The 24779-nt window shown below is 73.4% G+C and carries 23 protein-coding genes and 6 tRNA genes; 17 read left to right on the top strand and 12 right to left on the bottom strand.

Annotated features, from left to right (window positions below):
* Window positions 1–828 carry an alpha/beta fold hydrolase gene (locus DXZ73_RS10830; RefSeq protein ID WP_116210791.1) on the top strand — a complete coding sequence of 276 codons (828 nt, stop codon included), beginning with the start codon at window positions 1–3 and terminating at the stop codon, window positions 826–828.
* A gap of 28 nt (window positions 829–856) precedes the next feature.
* Here DXZ73_RS10830 and DXZ73_RS10825 read toward each other — a convergent pair whose 3' ends face one another.
* Window positions 857–1525: a lysophospholipid acyltransferase family protein gene (locus tag DXZ73_RS10825; RefSeq protein ID WP_116210790.1), complete on the bottom strand. Its 669-nt coding sequence runs from the start codon at window positions 1523–1525 to the stop codon at window positions 857–859.
* A gap of 232 nt (window positions 1526–1757) precedes the next feature.
* On the opposite strand from DXZ73_RS10825, the gene DXZ73_RS10820 reads away from it, so the two are divergent.
* The 3 genes from DXZ73_RS10820 (at window position 1758) to DXZ73_RS10810 (ending at window position 4155) form a co-directional block, all read left to right on the top strand.
* Window positions 1758–2945 carry a glycerophosphodiester phosphodiesterase gene (locus DXZ73_RS10820; protein ID WP_116210789.1) on the top strand — a complete coding sequence of 396 codons (1188 nt, stop codon included), beginning with the start codon at window positions 1758–1760 and terminating at the stop codon, window positions 2943–2945.
* A gap of 105 nt (window positions 2946–3050) precedes the next feature.
* The gene (locus DXZ73_RS10815; protein WP_116210788.1) at window positions 3051–3575 is read left to right on the top strand and encodes a sigma-70 family RNA polymerase sigma factor; all 525 of its coding nucleotides are present in this window, start codon (window positions 3051–3053) and stop codon (window positions 3573–3575) included.
* A gap of 82 nt (window positions 3576–3657) precedes the next feature.
* Window positions 3658–4155 carry a GNAT family N-acetyltransferase gene (locus DXZ73_RS10810; protein ID WP_116210787.1) on the top strand — a complete coding sequence of 166 codons (498 nt, stop codon included), beginning with the start codon at window positions 3658–3660 and terminating at the stop codon, window positions 4153–4155.
* 10 nt (window positions 4156–4165) lie between these two features.
* Here DXZ73_RS10810 and DXZ73_RS10805 read toward each other — a convergent pair whose 3' ends face one another.
* Both DXZ73_RS10805 and DXZ73_RS10800 read right to left on the bottom strand, forming a co-directional pair.
* Entirely contained in the window at window positions 4166–4624 is a 459-nt protein-coding gene (locus DXZ73_RS10805) for a hypothetical protein (RefSeq protein WP_116210786.1), read from the bottom strand.
* Between the two features lie 3 nt (window positions 4625–4627).
* Window positions 4628–4987 carry a hypothetical protein gene (locus DXZ73_RS10800; RefSeq protein WP_116210785.1) on the bottom strand — a complete coding sequence of 120 codons (360 nt, stop codon included), beginning with the start codon at window positions 4985–4987 and terminating at the stop codon, window positions 4628–4630.
* 627 nt (window positions 4988–5614) lie between these two features.
* Between DXZ73_RS10800 and DXZ73_RS10795 the strand changes: the two genes are divergently transcribed.
* The 8 genes from DXZ73_RS10795 to DXZ73_RS10760 all read left to right on the top strand — a co-directional run bounded on the left by DXZ73_RS10795 (window position 5615) and on the right by DXZ73_RS10760 (window position 16943).
* Window positions 5615–6664: a methionine ABC transporter ATP-binding protein gene (locus DXZ73_RS10795; RefSeq protein ID WP_116215538.1), complete on the top strand. Its 1050-nt coding sequence runs from the start codon at window positions 5615–5617 to the stop codon at window positions 6662–6664.
* Window positions 6661–7437 carry a methionine ABC transporter permease gene (locus DXZ73_RS10790; RefSeq protein WP_116210784.1) on the top strand — a complete coding sequence of 259 codons (777 nt, stop codon included), beginning with the start codon at window positions 6661–6663 and terminating at the stop codon, window positions 7435–7437. The genes DXZ73_RS10795 and DXZ73_RS10790 overlap by 4 nt, the downstream gene beginning before the upstream one ends.
* Before the next feature lie 91 nt (window positions 7438–7528).
* Window positions 7529–8395: a MetQ/NlpA family ABC transporter substrate-binding protein gene (locus tag DXZ73_RS10785; protein ID WP_116210783.1), complete on the top strand. Its 867-nt coding sequence runs from the start codon at window positions 7529–7531 to the stop codon at window positions 8393–8395.
* A 189-nt stretch (window positions 8396–8584) separates the two neighbouring features.
* Entirely contained in the window at window positions 8585–9226 is a 642-nt protein-coding gene (locus DXZ73_RS10780; protein WP_116210782.1) for a GNAT family N-acetyltransferase, read from the top strand.
* A gap of 161 nt (window positions 9227–9387) precedes the next feature.
* Window positions 9388–10641, top strand: coding sequence for a precorrin-6y C5,15-methyltransferase (decarboxylating) subunit CbiE (cbiE, locus tag DXZ73_RS10775; RefSeq protein WP_116210781.1), 1254 nt, complete (start codon window positions 9388–9390; stop codon window positions 10639–10641).
* Window positions 10642–10859: 218 nt separating this feature from the next.
* The gene (cobT, locus tag DXZ73_RS10770; protein ID WP_116210780.1) at window positions 10860–14651 is read left to right on the top strand and encodes a nicotinate-nucleotide--dimethylbenzimidazole phosphoribosyltransferase; all 3792 of its coding nucleotides are present in this window, start codon (window positions 10860–10862) and stop codon (window positions 14649–14651) included.
* Window positions 14652–14860: 209 nt separating this feature from the next.
* Window positions 14861–16096 carry a uroporphyrinogen-III C-methyltransferase gene (gene cobA, locus DXZ73_RS10765; protein WP_116210779.1) on the top strand — a complete coding sequence of 412 codons (1236 nt, stop codon included), beginning with the start codon at window positions 14861–14863 and terminating at the stop codon, window positions 16094–16096.
* 28 nt (window positions 16097–16124) lie between these two features.
* Window positions 16125–16943, top strand: coding sequence for a TrmH family RNA methyltransferase (locus DXZ73_RS10760; RefSeq protein ID WP_116210778.1), 819 nt, complete (start codon window positions 16125–16127; stop codon window positions 16941–16943).
* 24 nt (window positions 16944–16967) lie between these two features.
* Here the strand turns inward: DXZ73_RS10760 and DXZ73_RS10755 are convergent, their stop codons facing one another.
* Window positions 16968–18227, bottom strand: a complete 1260-nt coding sequence (locus tag DXZ73_RS10755) for a serine/threonine-protein kinase (protein ID WP_116215537.1) — start codon at window positions 18225–18227, stop codon at window positions 16968–16970.
* Between the two features lie 611 nt (window positions 18228–18838).
* On the opposite strand from DXZ73_RS10755, the gene DXZ73_RS10750 reads away from it, so the two are divergent.
* The gene (locus DXZ73_RS10750; RefSeq protein WP_116210777.1) at window positions 18839–19045 is read left to right on the top strand and encodes a hypothetical protein; all 207 of its coding nucleotides are present in this window, start codon (window positions 18839–18841) and stop codon (window positions 19043–19045) included.
* Window positions 19046–19249: 204 nt separating this feature from the next.
* On the opposite strand, the gene DXZ73_RS10745 is transcribed toward DXZ73_RS10750, so the two are convergent.
* From DXZ73_RS10745 to DXZ73_RS10720, 6 genes are all read right to left on the bottom strand, one after another.
* Window positions 19250–19321 (bottom strand) — tRNA-Val (locus tag DXZ73_RS10745).
* Window positions 19322–19344: 23 nt separating this feature from the next.
* Window positions 19345–19416: transfer RNA gene (locus DXZ73_RS10740), tRNA-Val, on the bottom strand.
* A gap of 14 nt (window positions 19417–19430) precedes the next feature.
* A tRNA-Val gene (locus DXZ73_RS10735) sits at window positions 19431–19502 on the bottom strand.
* Between the two features lie 20 nt (window positions 19503–19522).
* Window positions 19523–19597, bottom strand: a tRNA-Val gene (locus DXZ73_RS10730).
* 1 nt (window position 19598) lies between these two features.
* Window positions 19599–19672, bottom strand: a tRNA-Cys gene (locus DXZ73_RS10725).
* 37 nt (window positions 19673–19709) lie between these two features.
* Window positions 19710–19782, bottom strand: a tRNA-Gly gene (locus DXZ73_RS10720).
* Window positions 19783–19945: 163 nt separating this feature from the next.
* On the opposite strand from DXZ73_RS10720, the gene DXZ73_RS10715 reads away from it, so the two are divergent.
* The 3 genes from DXZ73_RS10715 to DXZ73_RS10705 are packed head-to-tail and all read left to right on the top strand — an operon-like array spanning window position 19946 to window position 22696.
* Window positions 19946–21001: a chorismate-binding protein gene (locus tag DXZ73_RS10715; protein ID WP_116210776.1), complete on the top strand. Its 1056-nt coding sequence runs from the start codon at window positions 19946–19948 to the stop codon at window positions 20999–21001.
* Complete coding sequence (locus tag DXZ73_RS10710; RefSeq protein WP_116210775.1) at window positions 20998–21819, top strand: aminotransferase class IV; 822 nt, start codon at window positions 20998–21000, stop codon at window positions 21817–21819. The genes DXZ73_RS10715 and DXZ73_RS10710 overlap by 4 nt, the downstream gene beginning before the upstream one ends.
* Before the next feature lie 40 nt (window positions 21820–21859).
* Window positions 21860–22696, top strand: a complete 837-nt coding sequence (locus DXZ73_RS10705) for a GNAT family N-acetyltransferase (protein WP_116210774.1) — start codon at window positions 21860–21862, stop codon at window positions 22694–22696.
* 35 nt (window positions 22697–22731) lie between these two features.
* Here DXZ73_RS10705 and DXZ73_RS10700 read toward each other — a convergent pair whose 3' ends face one another.
* Window positions 22732–23247, bottom strand: coding sequence for a DsbA family protein (locus DXZ73_RS10700; RefSeq protein ID WP_116210773.1), 516 nt, complete (start codon window positions 23245–23247; stop codon window positions 22732–22734).
* A gap of 190 nt (window positions 23248–23437) precedes the next feature.
* Between DXZ73_RS10700 and DXZ73_RS10695 the strand changes: the two genes are divergently transcribed.
* A complete protein-coding gene (locus DXZ73_RS10695) occupies window positions 23438–23896 on the top strand; it encodes a hypothetical protein (protein ID WP_116210772.1) in 459 nt (152 codons plus the stop codon).
* A gap of 172 nt (window positions 23897–24068) precedes the next feature.
* Here DXZ73_RS10695 and DXZ73_RS10690 read toward each other — a convergent pair whose 3' ends face one another.
* Window positions 24069–24635 carry a CGNR zinc finger domain-containing protein gene (locus tag DXZ73_RS10690; protein ID WP_116210771.1) on the bottom strand — a complete coding sequence of 189 codons (567 nt, stop codon included), beginning with the start codon at window positions 24633–24635 and terminating at the stop codon, window positions 24069–24071.
* Window positions 24636–24779 lie beyond the last annotated feature (144 nt).

The following is a 24779-nucleotide window of genomic DNA, read 5'->3' as shown; positions in this document are numbered from 1 at the left end:
ATGCGTCTGCGTAGAACTGTCAGGCTCCTCCTCGCCGCCGCGGCCACCGCGACCCTCGGCCTCGCGGGCCTCGCCTCCCCGGCCTCCGCCTCCGTCCTCGACATACCGCCGCGCGGTGCCAACGACTGGTCGTGCAAGCCGGATTCGGCCCACCCCCAGCCGGTGGTGCTGGTCAACGGCACCTTCAAGCTGATGGCCGAGAACTGGGCCGCCCTCTCGCCCAAGCTGAAGTCCGAGGGCTACTGCGTCTTCGCCTTCAACTACGGGCACATGGAGACCGACCCGATCCCCCAGGCGGCCGCCGAGCTGCGGGACTTCGTCGAGGCCGTGCGGGGCGCGACGGGTGCCGCCAAGGTCGACATCGTCGGTCACAGCCAGGGCGGCATGATGCCGCGCTACTACGTGAAGTTCCTGGGCGGCGCGGACAAGGTGGACGACCTCATCGGCATCGTCCCGTCCAACCACGGCACCAAGAACCCGCTCGCGATCCCCGCGGGCTGGACCTTCTGCCCGTCCTGTGTGGACCAGCAGGTCGGCTCCGACCTGCTGAAGAAGCTCAACGCGGGCGACGAGACCCCGGCCGGCCCGGACTACACGGTGATCACCACCCGGCACGACGAGGTGGTCATCCCCTACACCAGCGCCCTGCTGACCGGGCCCGCCGAGCACCTCACCAACGTGGTGCTCCAGGACAAGTGCCCGCTCGACCCCTTCATGCACGACCAGGCCACCAAGGACCCGGTCGTCGCGCAGTGGGTGCTCAACGCCCTGGCACGCAAGGGCCCGGCCGACCCGGGCTTCCAGCCCGCGTGCATCGGCCGGGCCTAGAGCGATCCCGGGTCAGGAGTGCGTGACGTCAGGCGGCCTTCGCCTTGGTGGCGTACATGTCCACGTACTCCTGGCCCGACAGGCCCATGACCTCGGTCATCACCTCGTCGGTGACGGCCCGCAGCACATAGCGGTCGCGGTCCATGCCCTCGTAGCGGGAGAAGTCCAGCGGCTTGCCGAAGCGGATCGTCACCGGGGCGATGCGGAGCTTGCCCTTGCCGCCCGGCTGGACCTTGTCCATCCCGACCATCGCGAACGGCACCACCGGCGCGCCCGTCATCAGCGTCAGCCGGGCGATGCCCGTACGGCCGCGGTAGAGGCGGCCGTCGGGGGAGCGGGTGCCCTCGGGGTAGATACCGAAGACCTGGCCCTCGTCCAGCACCCGCTTGCCCGTCATCAGGGCGGCGACGCCGCCGCGGCCGCCGTCGCGGTCCACCGGGATCATCCCGGAGCTGCCGAAGAACCAGGCCATCAGCCGGCCCTTGATCCCCTTGCCCGTGACGTACTCGTCCTTGCCGATGAAGAACACCTGCCGCTTGACCACCAGCGCGAGGAACAGCGAGTCGACGAAGGTGACATGGCTGCCGGCCAGGATCACCGGGCCGCTCTCGGCGATGTGCTCCGCGCCCTCCACCTTGGGGCGGTACAGGACGCGCATGAGCAATCCGAGAAACGCCTTGAGCAAGATGCGGGACAACGGGCCCTCCGGTCGTGGTGGTCGAGGTGGCGCACGCCTGCGCAGGGGCTGACCATACTCGCCGGTACCCCGGGTGCGCACGCCGGGTTCATGGACCCGATACGCAGTGTTGACGTGAGTTTGCACCCTGTTTGACCTTCGTCTTCCCATCGGAAAGTCGTACGTGCCTACGATCGGCGCGTCTGACAGGTGCCGGACAGGCACTGAGAGCAACACAACGCTAGGAGCGTTCATGGAGCAGGAGCAGCGGCCGGGCAGGCGCACCCTTCTGGGGGCCGCGGCGGCCCTCGGGGCCGGGGCGGTCGTCCTCGGCGGCGGAGCGGGCACGGCGACGGCCGCGCAGCGCGGGCCGGGCGCGGACCCCGCGGCGTACGGGCGCGGGCACGGTGACTCCGGCTCGTACAAGGACCTGCCGACGCCGACCGTCATAGGCCACCGCGGCGCCTGCGGCTACCGCCCCGAGCACACCTTCGGCTCCTACGAGTACGCCCTGGCCAACGGCGCGGACGTCATCGAGCAGGACCTGGTGCCCACCAAGGACGGGCACCTGGTCTGCCGGCACGAGAACGACATCACCGCCACCACCGACGTCGCCTCCCGCAAGGAGTTCGCCTCCCGCAGGACGACCAAGACGGTCGACGGCGAGGCGCACACCGGCTGGTTCACCGAGGACTTCACGCTGGCCGAGCTGAAGACGCTGCGCGCCATCGAGCGCATCCCGGGCAACCGGCAGCGCAACACCCTCTACGACGGCCGCTGGGACGTGCCGACCTTCGAAGAGGTCCTCAAGTGGGCCGACGAGCAGGGCCGCAAGCGCGGCCGCAAGATCTGGCTGCACGTCGAGACCAAGCACCCCACGTACTTCCGCAAGGCCGGGCTCGGCCTGGAGGAGCCCCTCGCCAAGCTGCTGCGCCGTTACGGCCGCTCGGGCCGCAACGGGCACACCTTCCTCCAGTCCTTCGAGCCCAGCAGCCTCCAGCGGCTGGGCAAGCTGGGCGTCGACGGCCCGAAGATCCTGCTGCTGGACGACCTGCCCACCAAGCCCTGGGACTTCGTCGAGGCCAAGGACCCGCGCACGGTCGCGGACCTCATCACCCCCAAGGGCCTGAAGTGGGTCTCCGGCTTCGCCCAGGGCATCGGCCCGTGGGTGAACCTGATCATCCCCCGGGACAAGAACGACCGGCTCACCAAGCCGACCACGCTGGTGCGCGACGCGCACGCGCAGGGCCTGATCCTGCACCCCTACACGATGCGCAACGAGAACAGCTTCCTGCCCGCCGACTTCCGGCGCGGCACGGACCCCAACGCCTACGGCGACGCGTTCGGCGCGTTCAAGACGTACTTCGCCACCGGCATCGACGGGATCTTCTCCGACAACTGCGACACGGCGGCGCTCGCGCGGGCGGACTTCCGCAAGTAGTGGCGCACGGACGTCAACCGTAAGCACGGCGCGCGATCTCACCCGGAAGGGTGGCCGCGCGCCCTGGCGGCAACCGGCGGGCGGGCCGCTCACGTCCCGCCCGTCATGACACCGAACGATCTTCTGACCGCACTGCGGCCGCTGCTGGCGGCCGAGTGCGCGGCGGAGGCACCGGCCGCGGGCATCGAGGCCGCCGACCTCGAACAGTCCGTGTGGGTACGGCTGCTGAGCGACCGGCGCGCCGCCCGCGGCCGGTGGTCCGTCTCCGCGCTGCGGCTGCGTGCGGCCGTACGGGCCGAGGCCCGCGTCGCGCGCCGCCGGGCCCGCCGTGAGGTGCTCTTCGACCCGACCGCGGGCGAGCCGCCCGGTGAGTCCTGTGTGGAGCAGGCGGTGCTCGCCGCCGAGGAGAGCCGCGCGCTGCGCGCCACCGTGCGCCGCCTGCCCGGCAGATGCCCGGGGCTGCTGGGCGCGCTGCTCTCCCGGAGCGACCCCACCTACCGGGAAATCGCAGGCGAGTTGGGTATCTCACAAGGATCTTTGGGGCCCGTGCGTTCCCGTTGCCTTGGTTGTCTGCGCAGAATGCTCGCGGCGGAGGTTGCGGCTCCTGAACGTGGGGGAAAGGAGCGTTAGACAGCCGGCGCCATGGAGGCGGCGTACATCGCGACGGCTCCTGTCAGGGCGGACCGAACCGGAAAAGGGGAGGCGTGCGCACATGGGCATGAGCGTGACCATCTCTGCGGCGACCGAAGACGATGCCGAACAGATCCTCAAGCTCCAGTACCTCTGTTACCAGGGCGAGGCCGAGCTCTACGGCGACTACTCCATCGAACCCCTCACCCAGACCCTCGACGGGCTCCGCACGGAGCTGGCCGGCGGCTGTGTGCTGGTGGCCCGGCTCGGCGACGAGGTCGTCGGCTCGGTGCGCGGCACGGTCGACACGGACGGCACGGCGTCCATCGCGGGCCTGATCGTCCACCCGCGGATGCAGCGGCACGGTCTGGGCGGGCGGCTGTTGAGCGCGGTCGAGGACCGGCTCGCGGACGAGTGGTCCGCGCGGCGCTTCCGGCTCGCGACGGGCCACCGCAACGAGGGCAACCTGCGGCTGTACCGCAAGTGGGGGTACGCGCAGGTGGGCACGGAGCGGGTCTCCGCGAAGGTCACGCTGGTGACGCTCGAGAAGGGCGTGGGGGTCTTCGCGGCCAGCGCGTAGCCGGGAGTCCTCAGACGCCGGACGGGTCGGCCTCGCCGGTCCGTCCGGCGTTCGACGGCGCCCGCCGCAGCCACATCATCGCCGTCACCGGCAGGATCACCGGGATGAAGAGGTAGCCCATCCCGTAGTCCGACCACACCGTCGCGTCGGGGAAGGCCGACGGCGCGACCAGGGTCCAGGTCCCGACGACGAGCACGCCGGCCAGTTCCGCCCCGCAGCACACCAGCGCCGCCTTGCGGGCCGCGGGCCCGCCGCGTACCAGTGAGTAGGTGATGAAGGCGTAGACCACCGCGGCCACCGCCGACAGCACGTACGCCAACGGTGCCCTGCCGAAGTCCAGGATCATCTGGACGATCGAGCGGGAGGCCGCCGCGACGGTGAAGACGCCGTAGAGCCAGACCAGCAGCCGGCCCGGCCCCTGGCCGAGGTCGAAGGCGGCCTTGGCGGGCTGCTCGGAGGTTCGGGTCATGGTTCAGCCTCCCCAGATGTCGTAGAGCCGGACTTCGAGCACGGCCAGGATCACGCCGCCCGCCGCGACGGTCGCCGAGCCCCAGCGCGTGCGCTCCACGAGCGACATGAACCCGGCGGCGGGCACGGCGGCGGCCGAGCCGATCAGATAGGCGACGAAGATGGCCATGCCCTGCGCGGGCTTGTCGCCGCCCGCCAGCCGTACGACGCCGATGACGAGCTGGACGAGGGCCAGGACGGACACCACGGCCATGCCGATGAAGTGCCAGTCCTTGGTGGACTGGTCGCGCGAGAAGGCGAAGCCGCACCAGGCGGCCAGCGCGAGGGCGGTCAGGCCGACCGCGAGCGTCAGCGCGTCGATCACCGCGGCCGCCGGGCGGCGCGGGTGTGCGCGGGGGGCTGGACAAGCATGGGACGACTTTAATGGCCCGCCGTGACCGCCCCGCGCGCGACCCCGGGCCCCGCGCCCGGCCCCGCCCGCCGGGCCGGGCGCCGTGGTCTTGGCCACATACGGCGGGTCGCCGGACCCCGCGCGGCGTGCGGCCCACGCGCCCTCCGGTCACATCCGCGCAGGCCACGGGGGTGACCTCAAGATCATCTGTAATCGGCCGGTGATGTCCACGCTTCGGCCAATCGCGTCCGCTATTCGGACAGGCTTGGCCGACTCGCACACGCTTCTGTTTTACTTTCCCGCATGACCACGACGAGCAGCCGCACCCTTGCGACCGAGGCGATGATGACGCCCGGTGCTCGTTGCATGTGTCGAATGTGTGACCGCTGAGGGCCCCCGTTCTGTGCCTCGCGCCCCGAAGCGAGACTCCTGGAGCCCGACCCGTGTCCCCAGGACCGGACCGGAAGCTCCGCCCCGCGTCACCAGGACCCCGAAGCCGCGCGCCACGCGCCCGCCGGGGATCACCGATGCCGCGTTCCGCAATGAATTCCCGTGCCCGGCACCACCACCGCCGCGCACTCGACAGTGACGGAAACCCCTGTGATCACCACTACGGGCCTGACAAAGGTCTACCGCTCACGCGGCCGCGAGGTCACCGCCCTCGACGGCGTCGACCTCCATGTGCGCGAAGGCGAGGTGTACGGCGTCGTGGGCCAGAGCGGCGCCGGCAAGTCGACCCTCATCCGCTGCGTCAACCTCCTGGAGCGCCCCAGCTCCGGCACGGTCACCGTGGCCGGACAGGACCTCACGGCGCTCGCCGGCCGCGGCCCCCGCGCAGGCGCCGAGCTGCGCAAGGCCCGCAGCCGCATCGGCATGGTCTTCCAGCACTTCAACCTGCTCTCCTCGCGCACGGTCCAGAGCAACATCGAGCTCCCGCTCGAGATCCTCGGCATCTCCGGCAAGGAACGCAGCCGCAAGGCACTCGAACTCCTCGACCTCGTCGGCCTCGCCGACAAGGCCAAGGCCTACCCCGCCCAGCTCTCCGGCGGCCAGAAGCAGCGCGTCGGCATCGCCCGCGCCCTGGCCGGCGACCCCAAGGTGCTGCTCTCCGACGAGTCGACCTCCGCGCTCGACCCGGAGACCACCCGCTCCATCCTCCAGCTGCTGCGCGACCTCAACCGGCAGCTCGGCCTGACCGTCCTCCTCATCACCCACGAGATGGAGGTCGTCAAGACCATCTGCGACTCCGCGGCCCTCATGAAGGGCGGCCGTGTCGTGGAGTCCGGCACCGTCTCCGAACTGCTCGCCACCCCCGGCTCCGAGCTGGCGGCCGAGCTCTTCCCCGTCGGCGGCGAGCCCTCCGGCGAGGACCGCACGGTCGTCGACATCACCTTCCACGGCGAGGCCGCGACCCAGCCGGTCATCTCCCAGCTGTCGCGCACCTACAACGTCGACATCTCGATCCTGGGCGCCGCGATGGACACCGTCTGCGGCAAGCAGGTCGGCCGGATGCGCATCGAGCTCCCCGGCCGCTTCGAGGAGAACGTCGTCCCCATCGGCTTCCTGCGGGAACAGGGCCTCCAGGTCGAGGTCGCCCCCGTGAAGACACCGGCGCCCGCCGACGAGCTCCTCAAGGAAGGTGCCAAGTGACCTGGTCCGAAATGCAGCCCTTGCTGCGCGACGCGTGTCTGGACACCCTCTTCATGGTGTGGTGGTCCACGGTCTACGCCATCATCGGCGGCCTGCCGCTCGGCATCCTGCTGGTCCTCACCGACCGCGGCGCGCTGCTCCAGAACGTCGTGGTGAACAAGGTCATCGGCGCGGTCGTCAACCTCGGCCGCTCCCTGCCCTTCATCATCCTCCTCGTCTGGCTGATCCCCTTCAGCCGCTTCGTGGTCGGCACCTCCATCGGCCCCAGCGCCGCCGTCGTCGCCCTCGCCGTCGGCGCCATCCCCTTCTTCGCCCGCCTGGTGGAGACCTCCGTCCGCGAGGTCGACCACGGACTGGTCGAAGCCGTCCAGTCGATGGGCGGCGGCACCTGGACCGTCGTCCGCAAGGTGCTGCTCCCGCAGGCACTGCCCTCGATCGTCGCCGGCCTGACCACCACCGTGATCGCCCTCATCGGCTACTCCGCCATGGCCGGCGCCGTCGGCGGCGGCGGGCTCGGCAACCTCGCCATCTCCTACGGCTTCCAGCGCCACGAGACGGGCCTGATGAACATCACCATCGTGCTGCTCATCGTCATCGTCACCGCCGTCCAGCTCGCCGGCGACCTCGTCGTACGGCGCCTCGCCGGACGCGGCGCCCGCCAGACGGCCTCCGTCGGACTGCGCGGACTCCTGCCCTCCGCCCGCAAGGCCGCCCCGGCGAAGACGCCGGACCCGGCCGTGGGCGAGGCCGCGGCGCTCACCGAGACCCGCTGAGCGCAACGGGCCCCGGCCCATCAGAACTCCACGAGCCCGGACCCTTTGCCGGGCGGCAACACCTCGTGAGATCAAGAAAGAGGCACTCTTCGTGCGTACCACCATCAAGATCACCACTGCCGTCGCCGCAGCCGCCTTCACCCTCGGCCTGAGCGCGTGCAGCGCCCCCTCCGACACCTCGAGCAGCTCGGAGAAGAAGGGCAAGGACGCCGACCCCGAGGCCACCCTCGTCGTCGCCGCCAGCCCCACGCCGCACGCCGACATCCTGAACTTCGTGCGCGACAACCTCGCGAAGAAGGCCGGGCTCAACCTCAAGGTGCGGGAGTTCAGCGACTACGTCCTCCCCAACACCGCCACCCAGAACGGTGAGGTCGACGCCAACTTCTTCCAGCACAAGCCCTACCTCGACGACTTCAACAAGAAGAACAAGACGGACATCGTGCCCGTCGTCAACGTCGAGCTCGAGCCGCTCGGCCTCTACTCCAAGAAGGTCAAGAAGGTCTCCGACCTCTCCGACGGCTCCACCGTCGCCGTGCCCAACGACGCCACCAACGAGGGCCGCGCCCTCAAGCTGCTGGCCGACAACGGCGTCATCAAGCTGAAGGACGGCGTGGGCGCCGAGGCCAAGCTCTCGGACGTCGAGGACAAGAAGGGCATCAAGTTCACCGAGCTCGCCGCCGACCAGATCCCCTCGCGCCTGGCCGACGTCGACGCCGCCGTCATCAACGGCAACTTCGCCATCGGCGCCAAGCTCAACCCGGCCAAGGACTCCATCGCCCTGGAGAAGGCCGACGGCAACCCCTACGCCAACTTCCTCGCCGTGAAGAAGGGCAACGAGGCCGACCCGCGCATCGCCAAGCTCGCCAAGCTCCTCAACTCCGACGAGGTCAAGAAGTTCATCGAGCAGAAGTTCAGCAACGGCGCCGTCCTGCCCGCCTTCGGGCCCGTGAAGGGCTGATCCCGGCCCCGCGACCGGACACCCACCGCCGCCCGTACGGCCGCAGGCCCGCGCACCCTCGACGTGCACGGGCCTGCGGCCGTACGGGGTCGCGCTTGGCGCACCCGCGCACCCATGCTGCATGCTGGTGCACCCGAAGCCCGGACCGAGACCGTCCCGAGCCCACCCTCCCCGGCGTTGGAGCAGCACATGACATCCACCTTTCCGGACATCTCCATCAGTACGGACCGGCTGGTGCTGCGCCCGTTCGACGCCCAGGACGTGCCCGCGCTCGCCGAGATGATGAACGACGAGCTCGTCACCGCCTGGACCTCCGCGCCCCACCCCTACACCACCGCCGACGCCCGCGACTGGGCGCTGCGCCAGGCGCCCGCCGAGCGCACCCAGGGGCGCGGAATCGTCTTTGCGGTCACCGAGTTCCTCACCCAGCGCCTCGTGGGCTGCGTGCACCTGCACCACACCGACTGGCGCACCCTCTCCGCCGAGATCGGCTATGTCGTCGCCCCCTGGGCCCGCGGCGAGGGCTACGCCTGCGAATCCGTGCTCGCCGTCGCCGAATGGCTCTTCCGCGACCAGCGGTTCGAGCGCCTCGAACTGCGCACCGCGGCCGACAACACCGCCTCCCAGCAGGTCGCCCAGAAGATCGGCTGCATCAGCGAGGGAGTCCTGCGCAACGCCTGGATAGGCCGCGGCCGCACGGCCGACGGCAGCTGGACGGAGATCCGCAGCGACCTCATCGTCTGGAGCCTGCTCCCCGAGGACCTCGACGAGGTGCGCGAACAGCACGCGAGCGGCCCCGGCTACGCGGGAGCCTTCCGCGACTGGCGCTGAACCGGCGCACGCCCGCGGGCGCACCCGCCCGTACGACCGCACGCGCCCACTTCCGGACCGTCCGCGCGCCCTCCGGCCCGGACCGACCGGGGTAACCTCACCCTGCCCACGCCTGTGTGGGCTACCGACCCGCGACAACGAGCCCCAGGAGACTGACGACGATGGCCGACCGGGTCACGGTGATCGGGTGGGACGGCTCACCGCTGACGGACACGGCCCGCTCGGCCCTGGCCGCCGCCACCCTGGTGGCGGGCGCGGGATACCACCTCGCACTGCCCGAGGTCCCGCCCACCGCCGAACGCGTCAGGCTCGGCAGCGTCGACCTCGCCGCCCGCCGCATCGCCGGACACCGCGGCTCCGCCGTGGTCCTCGCCGACGGCGACCCCGGCTTCTTCGGCGTCGTGCGCGCCCTGCGCGCCCCCCAGCACGGCCTGGAGGTCGAGGTCGTCCCCGCCGTCTCCGCCGTCGCCACCGCCTTCGCCCGCGTGGGCATGCCCTGGGACGACGCCCAGGTCGTCGTCGCCCACAGCCGCGACCTGCGGCGCGCCGTCAACGTCTGCCGCGCCCACACCAAGGTCGCCGTCCTCACCTCGCCCGGCGCGGGCCCCGCCGAACTCGCCCTCCTCCTCGGGCCCGTGCACCGCACCTTCGTCATCTGCGAGGAACTGGGCACCGACCGCGAACAGGTCACCGTCCTCACCTCCGACAAGGTCCCCGACCACACCTGGCGCGACCCCAACGTCGTCATCGTCATCGGCGGCTCGGGCCCCGGTGCCGCCCAGCCCGCGGCCCAGGGCTGGGGAGCCACCCGGCAGCGCACCGCCGGCGGCTGGATCGCGGGCCGCGACCCCGGCTACCCCCCGGCCGTCCGCGGCTGGGCCCTGCCCTCCGACGCCTACGGCGCCGGTCTCGGCGAAGGCGAGTCCGCCGAACTGCGCGCCGCCCAACTGGCCCGGCTGGGGCCCCGCGTGGGCGACCTCGTCTGGGACATCGGGTCCGCGAGCGGAGCGGCCTCCGTCGAGGCCGCCCGGTTCGGCGCCGCCGTCATCGCCGTCGACCGCGACGCCGACGCCTGCGCCCGCACCACCGCCGCCGCCCGCCGCTACGGCGTACAGCTCCAGGTCGTCCACGGCACCGCCCCCCAGGTCCTGGAGGACCTCCCCGAACCCGACGTCGTCCGCGTCGGCGGCGGGGGAGCGCCCGTCGTCGCCGCGTGCGCCGCGCGCCGGCCCGAGCGGATCGTCGCCCACGCCGCGACCCGCGACGAGGCCGAGGCCATCGGCCGGGCGCTCGCCGAGGGCGGCTACGCCGTGGAGTGCGCGCTGCTCCAGGCGGTGGAGCTCGACACCGGCGCGTGGACCGAGCGCGAGCGCGCCGTGGCCTTCCTCCTGAGTGGTCGCCACACCCACCTGTGAGCCCGGCGCGCCGGGCGGAGGGTAGGGTTGCGGATCGTTGTACCGCCCCTCGGTGTCCGACACCACAGTCGTCAATGTCCCGAACGTTCCCTCCTTTTGGCGGGAGCACGGCAAGGTAGGGGCGGGCGACATGCAACGTGCCGCGAGGCATGGACGCTCGTTCTTGACTATGGGCGTGAGCGGTTGGAAGGAGCACTACCGATGGGCGAGGGGTACGCATGACCGACACCGGCCAGTTCCCGGGCGAGGGACAGCCGGAGAACGCAGGCGAGCTTCCCGGCCCCTCGTTCCCCGCGGATGCCGTGGCCCCTGCCGATCCCGGCGCCCCGGCCGCCTACACCTTCCTGGACCACGGTGGTGAGGCGGACGGCGCCGAGGAGGACGACCTCCTGCTGATGCCGGGCGCCCAGGGCGCCTGGATGGAACAGCCCGCCGTCCAGGGCGGCACGCACGAGACCGGCGGCCGCGACACCGGCTCCGTCGACTACGGCGACGTCCGGACGCCGCCCGCGTCCGCCGCCCCTGCCGCGCCCGCCGCCCCGCGGCGCCCCCTGCACATGGGCCCGCCCGTGCCGGATCCCACGGGCGGGGTCGTGCGCTCCCTCGCCGACCGCGGCCCGGCGGCCCCGCACCAGGCGCCCGCGCCCGGGCGCCAGCCCGCGCCGCCCGTGACGCCGGGCCAGGGCCCCGAATACCTCGACGTCCCGCACGAGGACGCGGACGTCCAGCAGGCCCCGCGGCTCGGCGAGGTGCCGCAGCAGCAGCCGGGCACCTGGGACGCGCAGCCGCAGCACGTGGCCGCGGAGCCCGCCCCGGCACCCGTCGCCGAACCCGTGGCGGAGCCGGCTCCCGCGCCGGTCGCGGAAGCGCCCGCGGCTCCCGCCGTCGCCTTCGTGCCCGCGCAGGGCACCGCCGCACACCCGGCCGACACGGGCCACGGGATAGTCGCCGACGGTTCCGGACAGACCGCGCCGGGCACGGAGGCCGTCGCCGCCGAGCAGATCCCGGCCGAACACCCGGTCGTCACACAGCAGCCGGTGGCACCGGCCGTGGCACGGAGCGAGCCCGCCGCCGCACCTGCCGAGGTGCCTGTTGACGTGACGTCAGCCGTCATGGCTCCGCCGGTCGCGGCCGAGCCCGTCGTGGCCGAGCCGGTGGCGCCCGTGCACCAGGCCGCACCCCAGGTCGCCGTCACCGCTGTCGCGGAGGCCGCGCCCGTATCCTCCGAGGCACCCCGGGCCGCGCCCGCCGACGCGCACGTCGCGCCCGAGCCCCTGCCCGAGCCGACGGGTCCGGCCGTGGAGCCCGTCCAGGTCCAGGAGAGCGACCGGCCCGCGCCCGTACCGCAGGAGGCCGCGCCCGCCGGGGCCGCCCCGGTGTACGCGGACGCCGGTTCCGGTGAGCAGGTCCCCGTGGCCGTGGCACCGGCCGTCGACAGCGCGCAGCAGGCTCCGGTCGCCGTCGAGGGCACTGCTGTCACCGAGGCTCCCGCTGTCGCCATGAACAATGCCGTCGAGGACGAAGCCGCCGGAACCGGCGGCGTCACCGAAGCGGCCGCAGAGCAGGTCCCGGCACCGGTGGCCGCCGAGGCGCCGCAGCCCGCGCCGGCCGTGGTGGAGGCGCCCGCATCTGTAGACGCCGGTTCCGGACAGCCGGTTCCCGTCGCCGTGCCGCTTTCCGAGGAGGCGCCGGCGGCCCCGGCCGCCGCCGCTCCCGAGCAGGTCCCGGCCCCGGTCGCCGAGGCCGCCGAGCCCGTACCGGCCGCTCCCGTCACGGCTGTTGCCCCCGAGCCGCAGGCCGCACCGGCCCCCGAGGCCGCCCGGCAGCCGCAGGCCCCCGCGCCCGTCGCAGCCGTCGAGGCCGTCGCGCCGCAGGCACCGGTCGTCGAGCAGGAGGCCGCACCGCAGGAGCAGGTCTCCGAGGACGTGCACCTCGTACCCCGGCCGCAGGACACGATGGTTCGGCAGACCGCCGCCCCCGCACAGGACACCGCGGTCGTGCACGCCGAGCCGCGGCCCGTACCGGCCGAGGCGACCGCGCCCGACGCCGTGGAGCCCGTACCCGCGCAGCAGGAGGAGCAGGCGGCACCCGCCGCCGCGCACATCCCCGCCCCGCAGCAGGAGCCGGTCCCCGCCGCCGAGCCCGTGGCCGTCCCCGCGCCGCGCACCGCCGTCGCCGCCGAGGCCACCGCGGAGCCGGACCCGGCCCCCGGGCCCGTGCAGTCCGCTCCCACGCCCGAGGAGGCACCGGAGGTGGTGTACGAGGAGCCGGCCGGCCCCGCGGCCGTCGGCTACGGCGACGCGGAGCGCGCCGCCGTCCACCGCGTGATGCGGGAACGGCGCGACATCCGCAAGGGCTTCCGCACCGACCCCATCCCGCACGAGGTGCTGCTGCGCGTCCTGGAGGCCGCGCACACCGCGCCGAGCGTCGGGCACTCCCAGCCCTGGGACTTCGTCGTCATCCGCTCCGCCGAGACCCGGCAGGCGATGCACGAGCTGGCGGCGCGTCAGCGCGACGCGTACGCCAAGTCCCTCCCCAAGGCGCGGGCCAAGCAGTTCAAGGAACTGAAGATCGAGGCGATCCTCGACACGCCCGTCAACATCGTCGTCACCGCCGACCCCACCCGCGGCGGCCGCCACACCCTCGGCCGGCACACCCAGCCGCAGATGGCCCCGTACTCCTCCGCGCTCGCCGTCGAGAATCTCTGGCTCGCCGCGCGCGCCGAAGGGCTCGGCGTCGGCTGGGTCAGCTTCTTCGACGAGCGGGAGATGGTGCGCGAACTCGGGCTGCCCGAGCACCTGGAGGTCGTCGCCTACCTCTGCGTCGGGTACGTCGACGAGTTCCCCGACGAGCCCGAGCTGATGCAGGCGGGCTGGGCCAAGCGGCGCCCCCTGTCGTGGGTCGTGCACGAGGAGACGTACGGGCGGCGCGCGCTGCCCGGCGAGGACCCGCACGACCTCCTCTCGGAGACCCTGCGCGGCATCCGGCCGCTGGACGCCAAGGCGCTCGGCGAGGCGTGGGAGCGCCAGAAGCGGATGACCAAGCCGTCCGGCGCGCTCGGCATGCTGGAGATCATCTCCGCGCAGCTGTGCGGACTGTCCCGCAAGTGCCCGCCGCCGATCCCGGAGCCCGCCGCCGTGGCGATCTTCGCGGGCGACCACGGCGTGCACGCCCAGGGCGTCACGGCGTGGCCGCAGGAGGTCACCTCGCAGATGGTCGCCAACTTCCTGGGCGGCGGCGCCGTGTGCAACGCCTTCGCCAACCAGGTCGGCGCCGAGGTCTGCGTCGTGGACGTCGGCGTCGCGGGCGACCTGCCCAGCACCCCCGGTCTCCTCCCGCGCAAGATCCGGCCCGGCACGAGCGACTTCACGACCGGCGCCGCGATGTCCCGCGAAGAGGCGCTGCGCGCGATCGAGGTGGGCATCGAGACGGCCCGCGACCTCGTCGCGGCGGGCAACAAGGCGCTGCTGACCGGCGAGATGGGCATCGCCAACACCACCGTGTCGGCCGCCCTCATCGCCGTCTACACCGAGGCGGACCCCGCCGAGATCACCGGCCGCGGCACGGGCATCAACGACGAGATGCACGCCCGCAAGGTCGACGTCGTCCGGCGCGCGCTCGAACTCCACCAGCCGGACCCGAAGGACCCGATCGGCGTCCTCGCCGCGGTCGGCGGCCTGGAGCACGCCGCGCTCGTCGGCCTGATCCTGGGCGGCGCGTCGCTGCGCACGCCCGTGATCCTGGACGGCGTGAGCGCCGGGGCGGCCGCGCTGGTGGCGCGGGCGATCGCCCCCGAGGCGCTGGCCGCGTGCATCGCCGGTCACCGCAGCGCGGAGCCGGGCCACGTCGCGGCCCTGACCAAGCTGGGCCTGCGCCCGCTGGTCGACCTCGACCTCCGCCTCGGCGAGGGCACGGGCGCGCTGCTGGCCCTGCCGGTCGTGCAGAGCGCCGCGCGGGCGATGCACGAGGTGGCGACGTTCGATGCCGCGGGTGTCACCGAGAAGGGCTGACCCTTCCGGGACTCCGCCCCACCCCGCCGGTCGAGCCCACCGGGGTGGGGCGTGAGCCCGGATCGCGTCCGCGGGTCGTCCGTGGCCGGTCGCGCAGTTCCCCGCGCCCCTGACGGGGCGCAACCCCCGGAACCCGGACAGGGGACGGGCCCCTGTGCGGGAGCCCATAGAGTGTCACCAGCACCCTGACCAGCCACTCCGGAGGAGCCATGGCCGAGCCCGCGCGCAGCGAAAGCGCATACCCCGTCGGACTGCGCCTCTCCGGCCGGCGCGTCGTTGTCCTCGGTGGCGGCCAGGTCGCCCAGCGCCGACTGCCCGCGCTGCTCGCCGCCGGCGCGGACGTCACTCTGATCTCCCCGTCCGCCACCCCCTCCGTCGAGGCCATGGCGGAAGCGGGCGAATTCCGCTGGGAGCGCCGCCGTTACCTGGACGGCGACCTGGACGGCGCCTGGTACGCGCTGATCTCCACCGACGACCCGGCCGCCAACGAGGCGGCCTCCGCCGAGGCGGAGGCCCGCCGGGTGTGGGCCGTGCGCAGCGACGACGCCGCCGCGGCCACCGCCTGGACCCCGGCCACCGGCCGCAGCGAGGGCGTCACCGTCGCCGTGCTCACCGGCCAGGACCCGCGCCGCTCCGCCGCCGTGCGCGACGCCGTCGTGGAGGGCCTGCGCGACGGCTCCCTCGCCGCCCCGCGCTACCGCGGCACCGGCCCCGGCAGCGTCGCCCTCGTCGGCGGCGGGCCCGGCGACCCCGACCTGATCACCGTGCGCGGCCGCAGGCTGCTCGCGGAGGCGGACGTGGTCATCGCCGACCGCCTCGGCCCCCGCGACCTCCTCGACGAACTCCCGCCGCACGTCGAGGTGATCGACGCGGCGAAGATCCCGTACGGCCGGTTCATGGCCCAGGAGGCCATCAACAACGCCCTCGTCGAGCACGCCCGCGCCGGGAAGACCGTGGTCCGGCTGAAGGGCGGCGACCCCTTCGTCTTCGGCCGCGGCATGGAAGAGGTCCAGGCGCTGGCCGAGCAGGGCATCCCCTGCACCGTCGTACCCGGCATCTCCAGCACCATCAGCGTGCCCGCCGCCGCGGGGATCCCGGTCACCCACCGGGGCGTGGCCCACGAGTTCACCGTCGTCAGCGGGCACGTCGCCCCCGACGACGCGCGCTCCCTCGTCGACTGGGCCGCCCTCGCCAAGCTGCGCGGCACGCTCGTGCTGCTGATGTCGGTGGAGAACATCGGCGCGATCGCCGCCACCCTCATCCACCACGGCCGCCCCGCCGACACCCCCGTCGCGGTGGTCCAGGAAGGGACGACCGCCGCCCAGCGCCGCATCGACGCGACCCTCGCCACCGCGGGGGAGCGGGTCAGGGCGGAGGGCATACGCCCCCCGGCCGTCATCGTGATCGGCGACGTCGTGACGGTCGGCCCGCAGCCCCGCGGCTGACCCGCACCAACGAGGACCAGGACACAGCATGGCCGAGCTCATCACCATCGACGACCCCGACGACCCCAGGCTGCACGACTACACCGGCCTCACCGACGTCGAGCTGCGGCGCAGGCGCGAGCCCGCCGAAGGACTCTTCATCGCCGAGGGCGAGAAGGTCATCAGGCGGGCCGGGCAGGCCGGGTACGCGATGCGGTCCATGCTGCTCACGGCCAAGTGGGTCGACGTCATGCGCGACGTCATCGACGGGAGCGACGCCCCCGTCTACACCGTCACCCCCGAGCTCGCCGAGCGGGTCACCGGCTACCACGTCCACCGCGGCGCCCTCGCCTCCATGGCGCGCAAACCGCTCCCGGACGCCGGTGAACTGCTGCGGGACGCCCGGCGTGTCGCCATCCTCGAAAGCCTGGTGGACCACACCAACATCGGTGCGATCTTCAGAAGTGCGGCCGCCCTCGGCATGGACGCCGTCCTGCTCTCCCCGGACTGCGCCGACCCGCTCTACCGGCGCTCCGTGAAGGTGTCCATGGGCGCCGTCTTCTCCGTGCCCTACGCCCGCCTGGAGACCTGGCCCCAGGACCTGGACACCGTCCGGGCCGCCGGGTTCCGGGTCCTGGCCCTGACCCCGGCCGAGAAGGCCGTCTCCATGGACACCGCCGCCCCGCACCGGCTCGACCGGGTGGCGCTCATGCTCGGCGCGGAAGGCGACGGACTGTCCGCCCGCGCCCTGCGCGCCGCCGACGAGTGGGTCCGTATCCCCATGGCCCACGGCATCGACTCCCTCAACGTCGGAGCGGCCGCGGCCGTGGCGTTCTACGCCGTGACGACGGGCCGCCCGGAGAGCTGACGCCCCGCGGCCCCCGACGTGACGTCAGGAACCGTCCGGGGCCGACGGCGTGTCACCGGCCGCCGCCGGGCCCTGCGACGCCACGGGCACCCGGGGGAGCCCGCCCATGCTGTGCGCCGGGCCCTGACAGCCCTGCGCCACCGCGATGCCCAGCGCGACCAGCAGCGTCACCACGACGAAGACCGTCAGGCGCTGCCGCAGCAGCCGCCGGTCCGGCCCCGGCCGCCGGGCGCCGGAGCCCGTCCGCACACCGGGACGAGCCCCGCCGTGCGCCCCGCCGGGCCGCGCCGGACGCGGCACCGCGGGCCGGGCCGGGCCCGACTGGCGCGGCGGCTGCGGGCGCGGGGTGTGCGCCTGGACCGCACGCCGCTCGGTGCGCTGCTCCGCGTACTCCGCGGCCCGCCGGCCCGCCGGCCGCTCGGGCTCCCGGCGCGCCGCCGGGTGTCTGCCGTCCGGCAGCCCGTGCGCCTCGCGCGCCGCGATCTCCTTCAGCCGCAACGACAGCTGGAGCGTGCTCGGCCGCTCCTCGGGATCCTTGGCCAGACACGCGTGCACCAGCGGCGCCAACGCGTCCGGCACGGCCATGAGCTGCGGCTCCTCGTGCACGACGCGGTAGAGCATGACCTCCGAACTGCCCTGGCCGAACGGGGAGTCCGCCGTGGAGGCGTACGCGAGGGTCGCGCCCAGCGCGAAGACGTCCGTCGCGGGCGTCACGGCGGCACCGCGCACCTGCTCGGGCGCCAGGAAGCCCGGCGAGCCGACCGCCGTGCCGACGTGCGTCAGCGTGCTCGCCCCGGTCGCCCAGGCGATGCCGAAGTCGATGATGCGGGGGCCCTTGGGCGACAGCAGGATGTTCGACGGCTTCAGGTCGCGGTGCACCACCCCCGCGTCGTGCACGGCCAGCAGACCTTCGGCCAACGCCGCCCCGATGGACGCGGTCTGAGCCGCCGACAGCGGCCCCTCCTCGTTCACCTTGTCGTGCAGGGAGGGCCCCGGTACGTACTGCGTGGCGAACCACGGGCGGTCCGCGTCCAGATCGGCGGCCACCAGCCGCGCCGTGCACCCGCCGCGGATCCGCCGGGCCGCCTGCACCTCACGCGCGAACCGCGACCGGAACTCCTGGTCCTCGGCCAGGTCCGGCCTGATCACCTTGAGCGCCACCCGCTGTCCGCGCCGGTCGGAGCCGAGGTACACCACGCCCATGCCGCCTGCGCCCAGCCGGCGGTGAAGCCGGAACGAGCCGACGACACGCGGGTCCTCGCGCCGGAGCCGCATCATCGCCATCTTCATCCCCGCTGCCCGGTCCGTCTGACGTGCCCAGCTTACGGATTGCCGGGCGGCCGCGCTGATAGGCCGCGCATGCGTCGGCGACCGGTTTGCCGGAGCCCCGTGGGATCCCCGACGCCCGGGCCCGGGGAGCGGGTTGCGTACGGCCGGGCCGGCCATGATCACCCAAGCCGCAGCCGGAGAAGGGGGATTGGGCGGCCCGCCGGCCTGCGGGGCGACGCCGCGGCGGGCATGGCGGACCCGGCCGGGGCGTGCGGAGCGGGCACGGGCGGGGGAGTGGAAAAGATGAAGATCACCCGGCGGCGCGGCCCGCCCGAAGTGAGCGAAGTCACGCCCCCGGCAGGCGTACGGGCCCCGGGCACCCCCTCAGGGAAGACCCGGGGACCCGGCCCGTCCGTCTCCAACCAGAGGAGTAGCCGCCCGGCGCGCGGTCATCCTCGGGGAGGCCCGGCAATCGGTACGAGGGCATGACGCCCCCGCGGGACCCCGCGCCTAGTGTTTGAGGAAGAGCGGCGGGTGACGCACTCGTCCCCCGAGGTCAGCGCCCGCCGCTCGTCGATCACGGCAAGCGTGAACGGCGGGACGGGATCGCACGGCGGGAGAGGACCATGGCGCAATCCGCGGGACGTTCGGTCATCCGGGCACACGCCCAGCGGGCCGTCGACGCCTTCGGCCCCCGCCCGTCCGGCACCCGCCACCCCCTCGTCGCGGCGGCCATGGTGCTGCCCCTCGCGGGTTTCCTCGCCGTGCTCTTCGGCGGCTGGGACGCCGTCGTCGTCCAAGCGTCGTCCGTGGCCGGAATGCTGGGGCGCTGAGGCGCCCCGGGCCCGGGAGAGCGGCCCGGGCCGGGGACAGGACCGGCTGATCAACCCCGTGGGGACGGGGGTACGGCGGACGGCACGACGGGCCGGGCACCTGGGGAGGTGCCCGGCCCGTCGCGCGTCCCGGCACGGCTGAATACCAGCACGGAAAACGGCCGGAGGCCGGAGCTCGAAGCCCCGGCCTCCGGCCGATCCATGTGCGCGATACTGGGATTGAACCAGTGACCTCTTCCGTGTCAGGGAAGCGCTCTCCCGCTGAGCTAATCGCGCGGGGAGATCCGTGCGGATCTCGGTGGACGATACTGGGATTGAACCAGTGACCTCTTCCGTGTCAGGGAAGCGCTCTCCCGCTGAGCTAATCGTCCGGGATGTTGCTGCGTGCGCGATACTGGGATTGAACCAGTGACCTCTTCCGTGTCAGGGAAGCGCTCTCCCGCTGAGCTAATCGCGCGGGAAGGTCCGTGCGGACCTTGGTGGACGATACTGGGATTGAACCAGTGACCTCTTCCGTGTCAGGGAAGCGCTCTCCCGCTGAGCTAATCGTCCTTGGAGGTGGAGACGGGATTTGAACCCGTGTAGACGGCTTTGCAGGCCGTTGCCTCGCCTCTCGGCCACTCCACCAGGAGTGCGGGGGTTCGGGAAGATCCCCCAGACTGCGAGCGGACGACGAGACTCGAACTCGCGACATCCACCTTGGCAAGGTGGTGCTCTACCAACTGAGCTACGTCCGCAGTGTCTGTCCGGTTCGCTTCCGCGTCCCGGCGACGTGTTGAACTCTAGCGGATTCCAGCGCCAGCTCAAATTCCGTTTCCCCAGCGTGCTGCGCTGATTGTCCGTCCCGGCCGCCCGGCGCGGCCCCGCCATAGACTCGTTGACGTGCACCGCTCCCCTCCGATGTCCCTCCCGATGGCCCGCTTCGGCGGCCTCCTCGCCACCGATCTCCGCGATGTCACCCGCGATCCGGCAGCCCTGGACTCCACGGGCTGGTGGGCGGTGGTCGCGGACTTCGAGGGAGGCCTGCTGTGCGCCCGCTTCGGGGACGTACGGCCCGCTCCCGCCCCCACGGCGGCCCCCGGCCGCTGGCGCGGCCCCGCGCGCGAGGACTGGACGTCCTCCCTGGACCGGGCCGCCTACGTCGCGGGCGTGCGCCGCATACGCGAGCACATCGCGGCCGGCGAGGTCTACCAGGCCAACCTCTGCCGCGTCCTGAGCGCGGCCCTGCCGGACACCGCCGACGGCGCCCCCGCAGACATCGACGCCCTGACCGCGCTCCTCGCCCACGGCAACCCCGCCCCCTACGCGGGCACCGTCCGCCTGCCCGCCCACGGCGTGGAGGTCGCGACCGCCTCCCCGGAGCTCTATCTGCGCCGCACCGGCCGCACCGTCGAATCCGGGCCGATCAAGGGCACCGGCCGCACCGCGGCGGACCTCCTGGAGAAGGACCACGCCGAGAACGTCATGATCGTGGACCTCGTCCGCAACGACCTCGGGCGTGTCTGCGCCACCGGCTCCGTGACCGTCCCCGCACTCTGCGCGGTCGAACCCCACCCCGGCCTCGTCCACCTCGTCTCCACCGTCCGCGGCACCCTCGCCGACGGCGCCGGATGGGCGGAGCTCTTCGCGGGTACCTTCCCGCCCGGCTCGGTCACCGGCGCCCCCAAGGCCAGCGCCATGGACGTCATCCGGTCCCTGGAGACCGCGCCCCGCGGCCCCTACTGCGGCGGCGTCGGCTGGGTCGACGCCGACCGCGGCACCGGCGAACTCGCCGTGGGCATCCGCACCTTCTGGATCGACCGCACCACCCGCCCCACCCTGCGCTTCGGCACCGGCGCCGGGATCACCTGGGGGTCGGACCCCGAGCGGGAGTGGGCCGAGACGGAACTCAAGGCGTCCCGGCTGCTCGCGATAGCGTCGGGCACACACCAGCCGCTCGGAGGGACGAAACGGTGACGATCTGGCTCAACGGCTCCCTGCACGACGAGGACGGCGCCCGTGTCTCGGTCTTCGACCACGGGCTGACGGTCGGCGACGGCGTCTTCGAGACGCTCAAGGCCGTCCACGGCCGCCCCTTCGCCCTGACCCGCCACCTCACCAGGCTGGCCGCCTCCGCCCGCGGCCTCGGCCTGCCCGAACCCGACCTCGACGAGGTCCGCCGGGCCTGCGCGGCGGTCCTCGACGCCAACCCCATGCCGCTCGGCAGGCTCCGGATCACCTACACCGGCGGCCTCGCCCCCCTAGGCTCCGACCGCGAGGCCACCGCCCCCACCCTCGTCGTCGCCCTCGGCCCGACCACCCGGCGGCCCGACACCACCACCGCCGTCACCGTCCCCTGGACCCGCAACGAACGCGGCGCGCTCGCCGGGCTCAAGTCCACCTCGTACGCCGAGAACGTCGTCGCCCTCGCCCGCGCCCGGGAACACGGCGCGACCGAGGCCCTCTTCGCCAACACCGCCGACGAGCTCTGCGAGGGCACCGGATCCAACGTCTTCGTCGTCCTCGACGGGGAACTCCACACCCCGCCCCTCGCCTCCGGCTGCCTCGCCGGGATCACCCGCGCCCTCGTCGTCGAGTGGACCGGCGCCCACGAGACCACCCTGCCCGCAGACGTCCTGGACCGCGCCGAAGAGATCTTCCTGACCTCCACCCTGCGCGACGTCCAGGCCGTGCGCGCCGTCGACGGACGCCAACTGCCCGCCGCCCCGGGCCCCGTGACCGCCAAGGCCGCGCGGATCTTCGAGGAGCGGTCGGCCGCGGACATCGATCCGTAAAGCCCGTGACGTACGGGCGCGCGGCAGGTAGAAAACTTCCGTGACCACCACCCTGCGCCCCACCGCACCCGAACAGCGCACCGCCGCCGGCGGCCGGTCCCGCTCGTACGAGGTCTGCGTCAACAGCAGACCTGTCGGCCGGATCGACCTGGCCACCGACGACCGGTTCGGCCCCGAGGTCGGCCGGATCGTCCGGCTGGGGATCGACGAGCGGGACCGCCACCGGGGCCGCGGCACCGTCGCCGCGCTCGCCGCCGAGGAGGTGCTGCGCGGCTGGGGATGCGGCCGCGTCGAGCTCTCCGTGGACGCGCAGGCGGAGGTCGCCCTGGGACTCGCGGGCGCGCTCGGCTACGTCGAACGCAACCGCAACATGGCCAAACCGCTCACCACCGCCCCCCGGCTGCCCGAGGGCACCGAGGGGCGGCCCATGACCGAGGACGAGTACACCGCCTGGGACGAGCACGCGCGGGCCGACTACGCCAGGAGCTGGATCGACCGGGGCGTGCCCGCCGACGAGGCGCACGCCAAGGCCGCGGCCGACCACCGCAGCGCGCTCCCCGACGGCCTGGCCACCACCCACGCGCTGCTGAAGGTCCTCACTCACCACGGCACCGCCGTGGGCACCCTCTGGGTGGCCCTGCGCGACCGCGGCCCCGACGAGCCCGGCGCCTACGTCTACGACGTCGAGGTCGCCGAGGAGCACCGCGGCCACGGCCACGGCCGCTCCCTGATGCTGCTCGCCGAGGCGGAGTCGCTGGCCGCCGGTGCCACGCAGATCGGGCTCAACGTCTTCGCGGGCAACACACCCGCCCTGCGCCTGTACGAGTCCCTGGGCTACCGGCCGACGGAGTACCACCTCTACAAACCACTGCTGTAGCCGGTCGCGGCGGCCCGGGGGAGGGGAACGGGATCTCAGCCCGCCAGCAGCCGGTCCGCGATCGCCTCGACGCGGGACCGCAGACCGGTCTGGTCCTTGGAACCGTCCAGCAGCTCCCCGCCGATCACATACGTCGGAGTGCCCTTGACCCCGATCGCCTTCCCCTCCGCCTGGTCCGCGTCGACGATCAGCAGATGGCGGCCGTCGATCAGCGCCGTGTCCACCTCGTCGGCGTCCAGCCCCAGCTCACCGGCCACCTCGACGAGCAGCTCCTCGCCCCGGGCGGCCAGCTCCTCCACACGGGCCAGCACCGCCTCGACGTACGGCCACGCCTTGCCCTGCTCGGCGGCCTCCTCGGCGGCCTGCGCGGCGGCGTAGGAATGCTTGTGCTTCTCCAGCGGGAAGTGCCGCAGCCGGATGTCCAGCCGGTCGCCGTAGTGATCGCGCAGGGCGCGCAGGTCGGTGAGGGCCGTCCGGCAGTCCGGGCACTGCAACTCGCACCAGACGTCGAGGGTGGCACGCGCGGTGGTGCCGGTGTTGGTGTCGCTCATGGGGTCAGTCTCCCAGCCCCGGCGCCCCGGGGGCGCGTCAGCCCTGGGGAGGAGCGCGCCCCCGAGATGACCCCCAGATCTCCCCGGGCCCCCGGCCGATCGTGGCCAGTGCGGCGCGGCGCGGTGCAGGATGGAAGGAGGCACCCCGCCCGGGGAGCCCCCGCGCAGCACGAGAAGCAGGAGGAGCAGGATGCTCGCCTCGACGATCTGTGCCACGGCGGTGTCCGCGGCCGGCCTGGGCATCGCGGTGCTGACGGCCTACCGCAAGCGCTTCCTCGCCGCGGCCCGAATAGCCGCGTACGCCCTCGTCCCGGTCGGCCTGGCCATGACGGGGATCCTCCGATGGGTCACCGGCCTGGTCTTCGACCCCGGGGTCTGGCTGGGCTTCGGCGTGCTGGCGCTCTCGGCCGTCCTCTTCATGATCACCAGAGCGGTGGAGCGGCGCGGAGCCGAGGGCGGCAAGGCCGGCCGCAAGGAGCGCAAGGTCGCGGCCGCCGCCGCGAGCCGCGAGGCACTGGCCCCCGGCGCCTCCGCTCCGTCACTGGATCCGGCACGCACCGCGACCCGACCTCAGGCCAAGGGTAAGAAGGCCGGCGGAGCCGAGGACTTCTCGGATATCGAGGCCATTCTGAAAAAGCACGGAATTTAGCGAACCCGCCCCGACGGCCGCCCGCTTGTCGCCCCGTCAGTCACGGATGCTCCGGGCGACCGAATCCCGGGCCGCCCCCGCGCCTTTCCCGAATTTCTCCACGCGATTTCCGGCATCCGTATTCCGGCGCGTTTTCCCGGCTGCCGGCCGCCCTTGCCGAAGGGGCGCTCCCTCAGCCCGTGGCCTCCTTGCGCCGGGCCCGGTACGCGGCGACGTGGAGCCGGTTCCCGCACGTGCGCCCGTCGCAGTAGCGGCGCGAGCGGTTGCGGGAGAGGTCCACGAAGGCGCGCCCGCAGTCCGGCGCCTCGCAGCGCCGCAGCCGCTCCCGCTCGCCCGCCACCACGAGGAAGGCCAGCGCCATCCCGCCGTCCGCGGCGAGGTGCTCGGCGAGGGACGCCCCCGGCGCGAAGTAGTGCACATGCCAGTCGTAGCCGTCGTGATCCGTCAGCCGGGGCGTCGTCCCGGCCTCGGCCACCATGGCGTTCAGCAGCTCCGCGAGCGCCGCCGTCTCCCCGGCCGCGAAGGCCCGCGCGAACCGGTCCCGCACCGCCCGTACGGCCACGAGATCCCGCTCCCCGAGAGCGCCGACACCGCTGATGTCGTGGCGCTCGACGAACTGCCGCAGCGCGGCCGGATCGGCGAGACCGTCCGGCGGCCCGCCCCCGGGCCCCGCGGTCGAGGTGTTCACGAGGTCGACCACGGCGTCGAGCGCGCACCGGGTGTCGTGGTTGATCAGCACGGTTCGTTCGCTCCCTGGCCGACGGGGGTTGGGGCGGCATTTGTTCGATCGGGAGCACCGACTCTAGCGGCTCCACAACGCGACGGCGCCGTCGCCCGCGGTGGATCCGCGGTGACGGCGCCGTACGGCCCGCACTGTGCGAGG

The sequence above is a fragment of the Streptoverticillium olivoreticuli subsp. olivoreticuli genome (assembly GCF_003391135.1).
Lineage (GTDB): Bacteria > Actinomycetota > Actinomycetes > Streptomycetales > Streptomycetaceae > Streptomyces > Streptomyces blastmyceticus.
The sequence above is the reverse complement of the archived record's forward strand: the minus strand, read 5'-3'. Positions and strand labels throughout refer to the sequence as shown.

Excerpts from the sequence above, each read along its gene's own strand:
- DXZ73_RS10830 (WP_116210791.1), top strand. The coding sequence starts at position 1 with ATGCGTCTGCGTAGAACTGTCAGGCTCCTCCTCGCCGCCGCGGCCACC.
- DXZ73_RS10820 (WP_116210789.1), top strand. The coding sequence starts at position 1,758 with ATGGAGCAGGAGCAGCGGCCGGGCAGGCGCACCCTTCTGGGGGCCGCG.
- DXZ73_RS10815 (WP_116210788.1), top strand. The coding sequence starts at position 3,051 with ATGACACCGAACGATCTTCTGACCGCACTGCGGCCGCTGCTGGCGGCC.
- DXZ73_RS10810 (WP_116210787.1), top strand. The coding sequence starts at position 3,658 with ATGGGCATGAGCGTGACCATCTCTGCGGCGACCGAAGACGATGCCGAA.
- DXZ73_RS10805 (WP_116210786.1), bottom strand. The coding sequence starts at position 4,624 with ATGACCCGAACCTCCGAGCAGCCCGCCAAGGCCGCCTTCGACCTCGGC.
- DXZ73_RS10780 (WP_116210782.1), top strand. The coding sequence starts at position 8,585 with ATGACATCCACCTTTCCGGACATCTCCATCAGTACGGACCGGCTGGTG.
- cbiE (WP_116210781.1), top strand. The coding sequence starts at position 9,388 with ATGGCCGACCGGGTCACGGTGATCGGGTGGGACGGCTCACCGCTGACG.
- cobT (WP_116210780.1), top strand. The coding sequence starts at position 10,860 with ATGACCGACACCGGCCAGTTCCCGGGCGAGGGACAGCCGGAGAACGCA.
- cobA (WP_116210779.1), top strand. The coding sequence starts at position 14,861 with ATGGCCGAGCCCGCGCGCAGCGAAAGCGCATACCCCGTCGGACTGCGC.
- DXZ73_RS10760 (WP_116210778.1), top strand. The coding sequence starts at position 16,125 with ATGGCCGAGCTCATCACCATCGACGACCCCGACGACCCCAGGCTGCAC.
- DXZ73_RS10755 (WP_116215537.1), bottom strand. The coding sequence starts at position 18,227 with ATGGCGATGATGCGGCTCCGGCGCGAGGACCCGCGTGTCGTCGGCTCG.
- DXZ73_RS10750 (WP_116210777.1), top strand. The coding sequence starts at position 18,839 with ATGGCGCAATCCGCGGGACGTTCGGTCATCCGGGCACACGCCCAGCGG.
- DXZ73_RS10715 (WP_116210776.1), top strand. The coding sequence starts at position 19,946 with ATGTCCCTCCCGATGGCCCGCTTCGGCGGCCTCCTCGCCACCGATCTC.
- DXZ73_RS10700 (WP_116210773.1), bottom strand. The coding sequence starts at position 23,247 with ATGAGCGACACCAACACCGGCACCACCGCGCGTGCCACCCTCGACGTC.
- DXZ73_RS10695 (WP_116210772.1), top strand. The coding sequence starts at position 23,438 with ATGCTCGCCTCGACGATCTGTGCCACGGCGGTGTCCGCGGCCGGCCTG.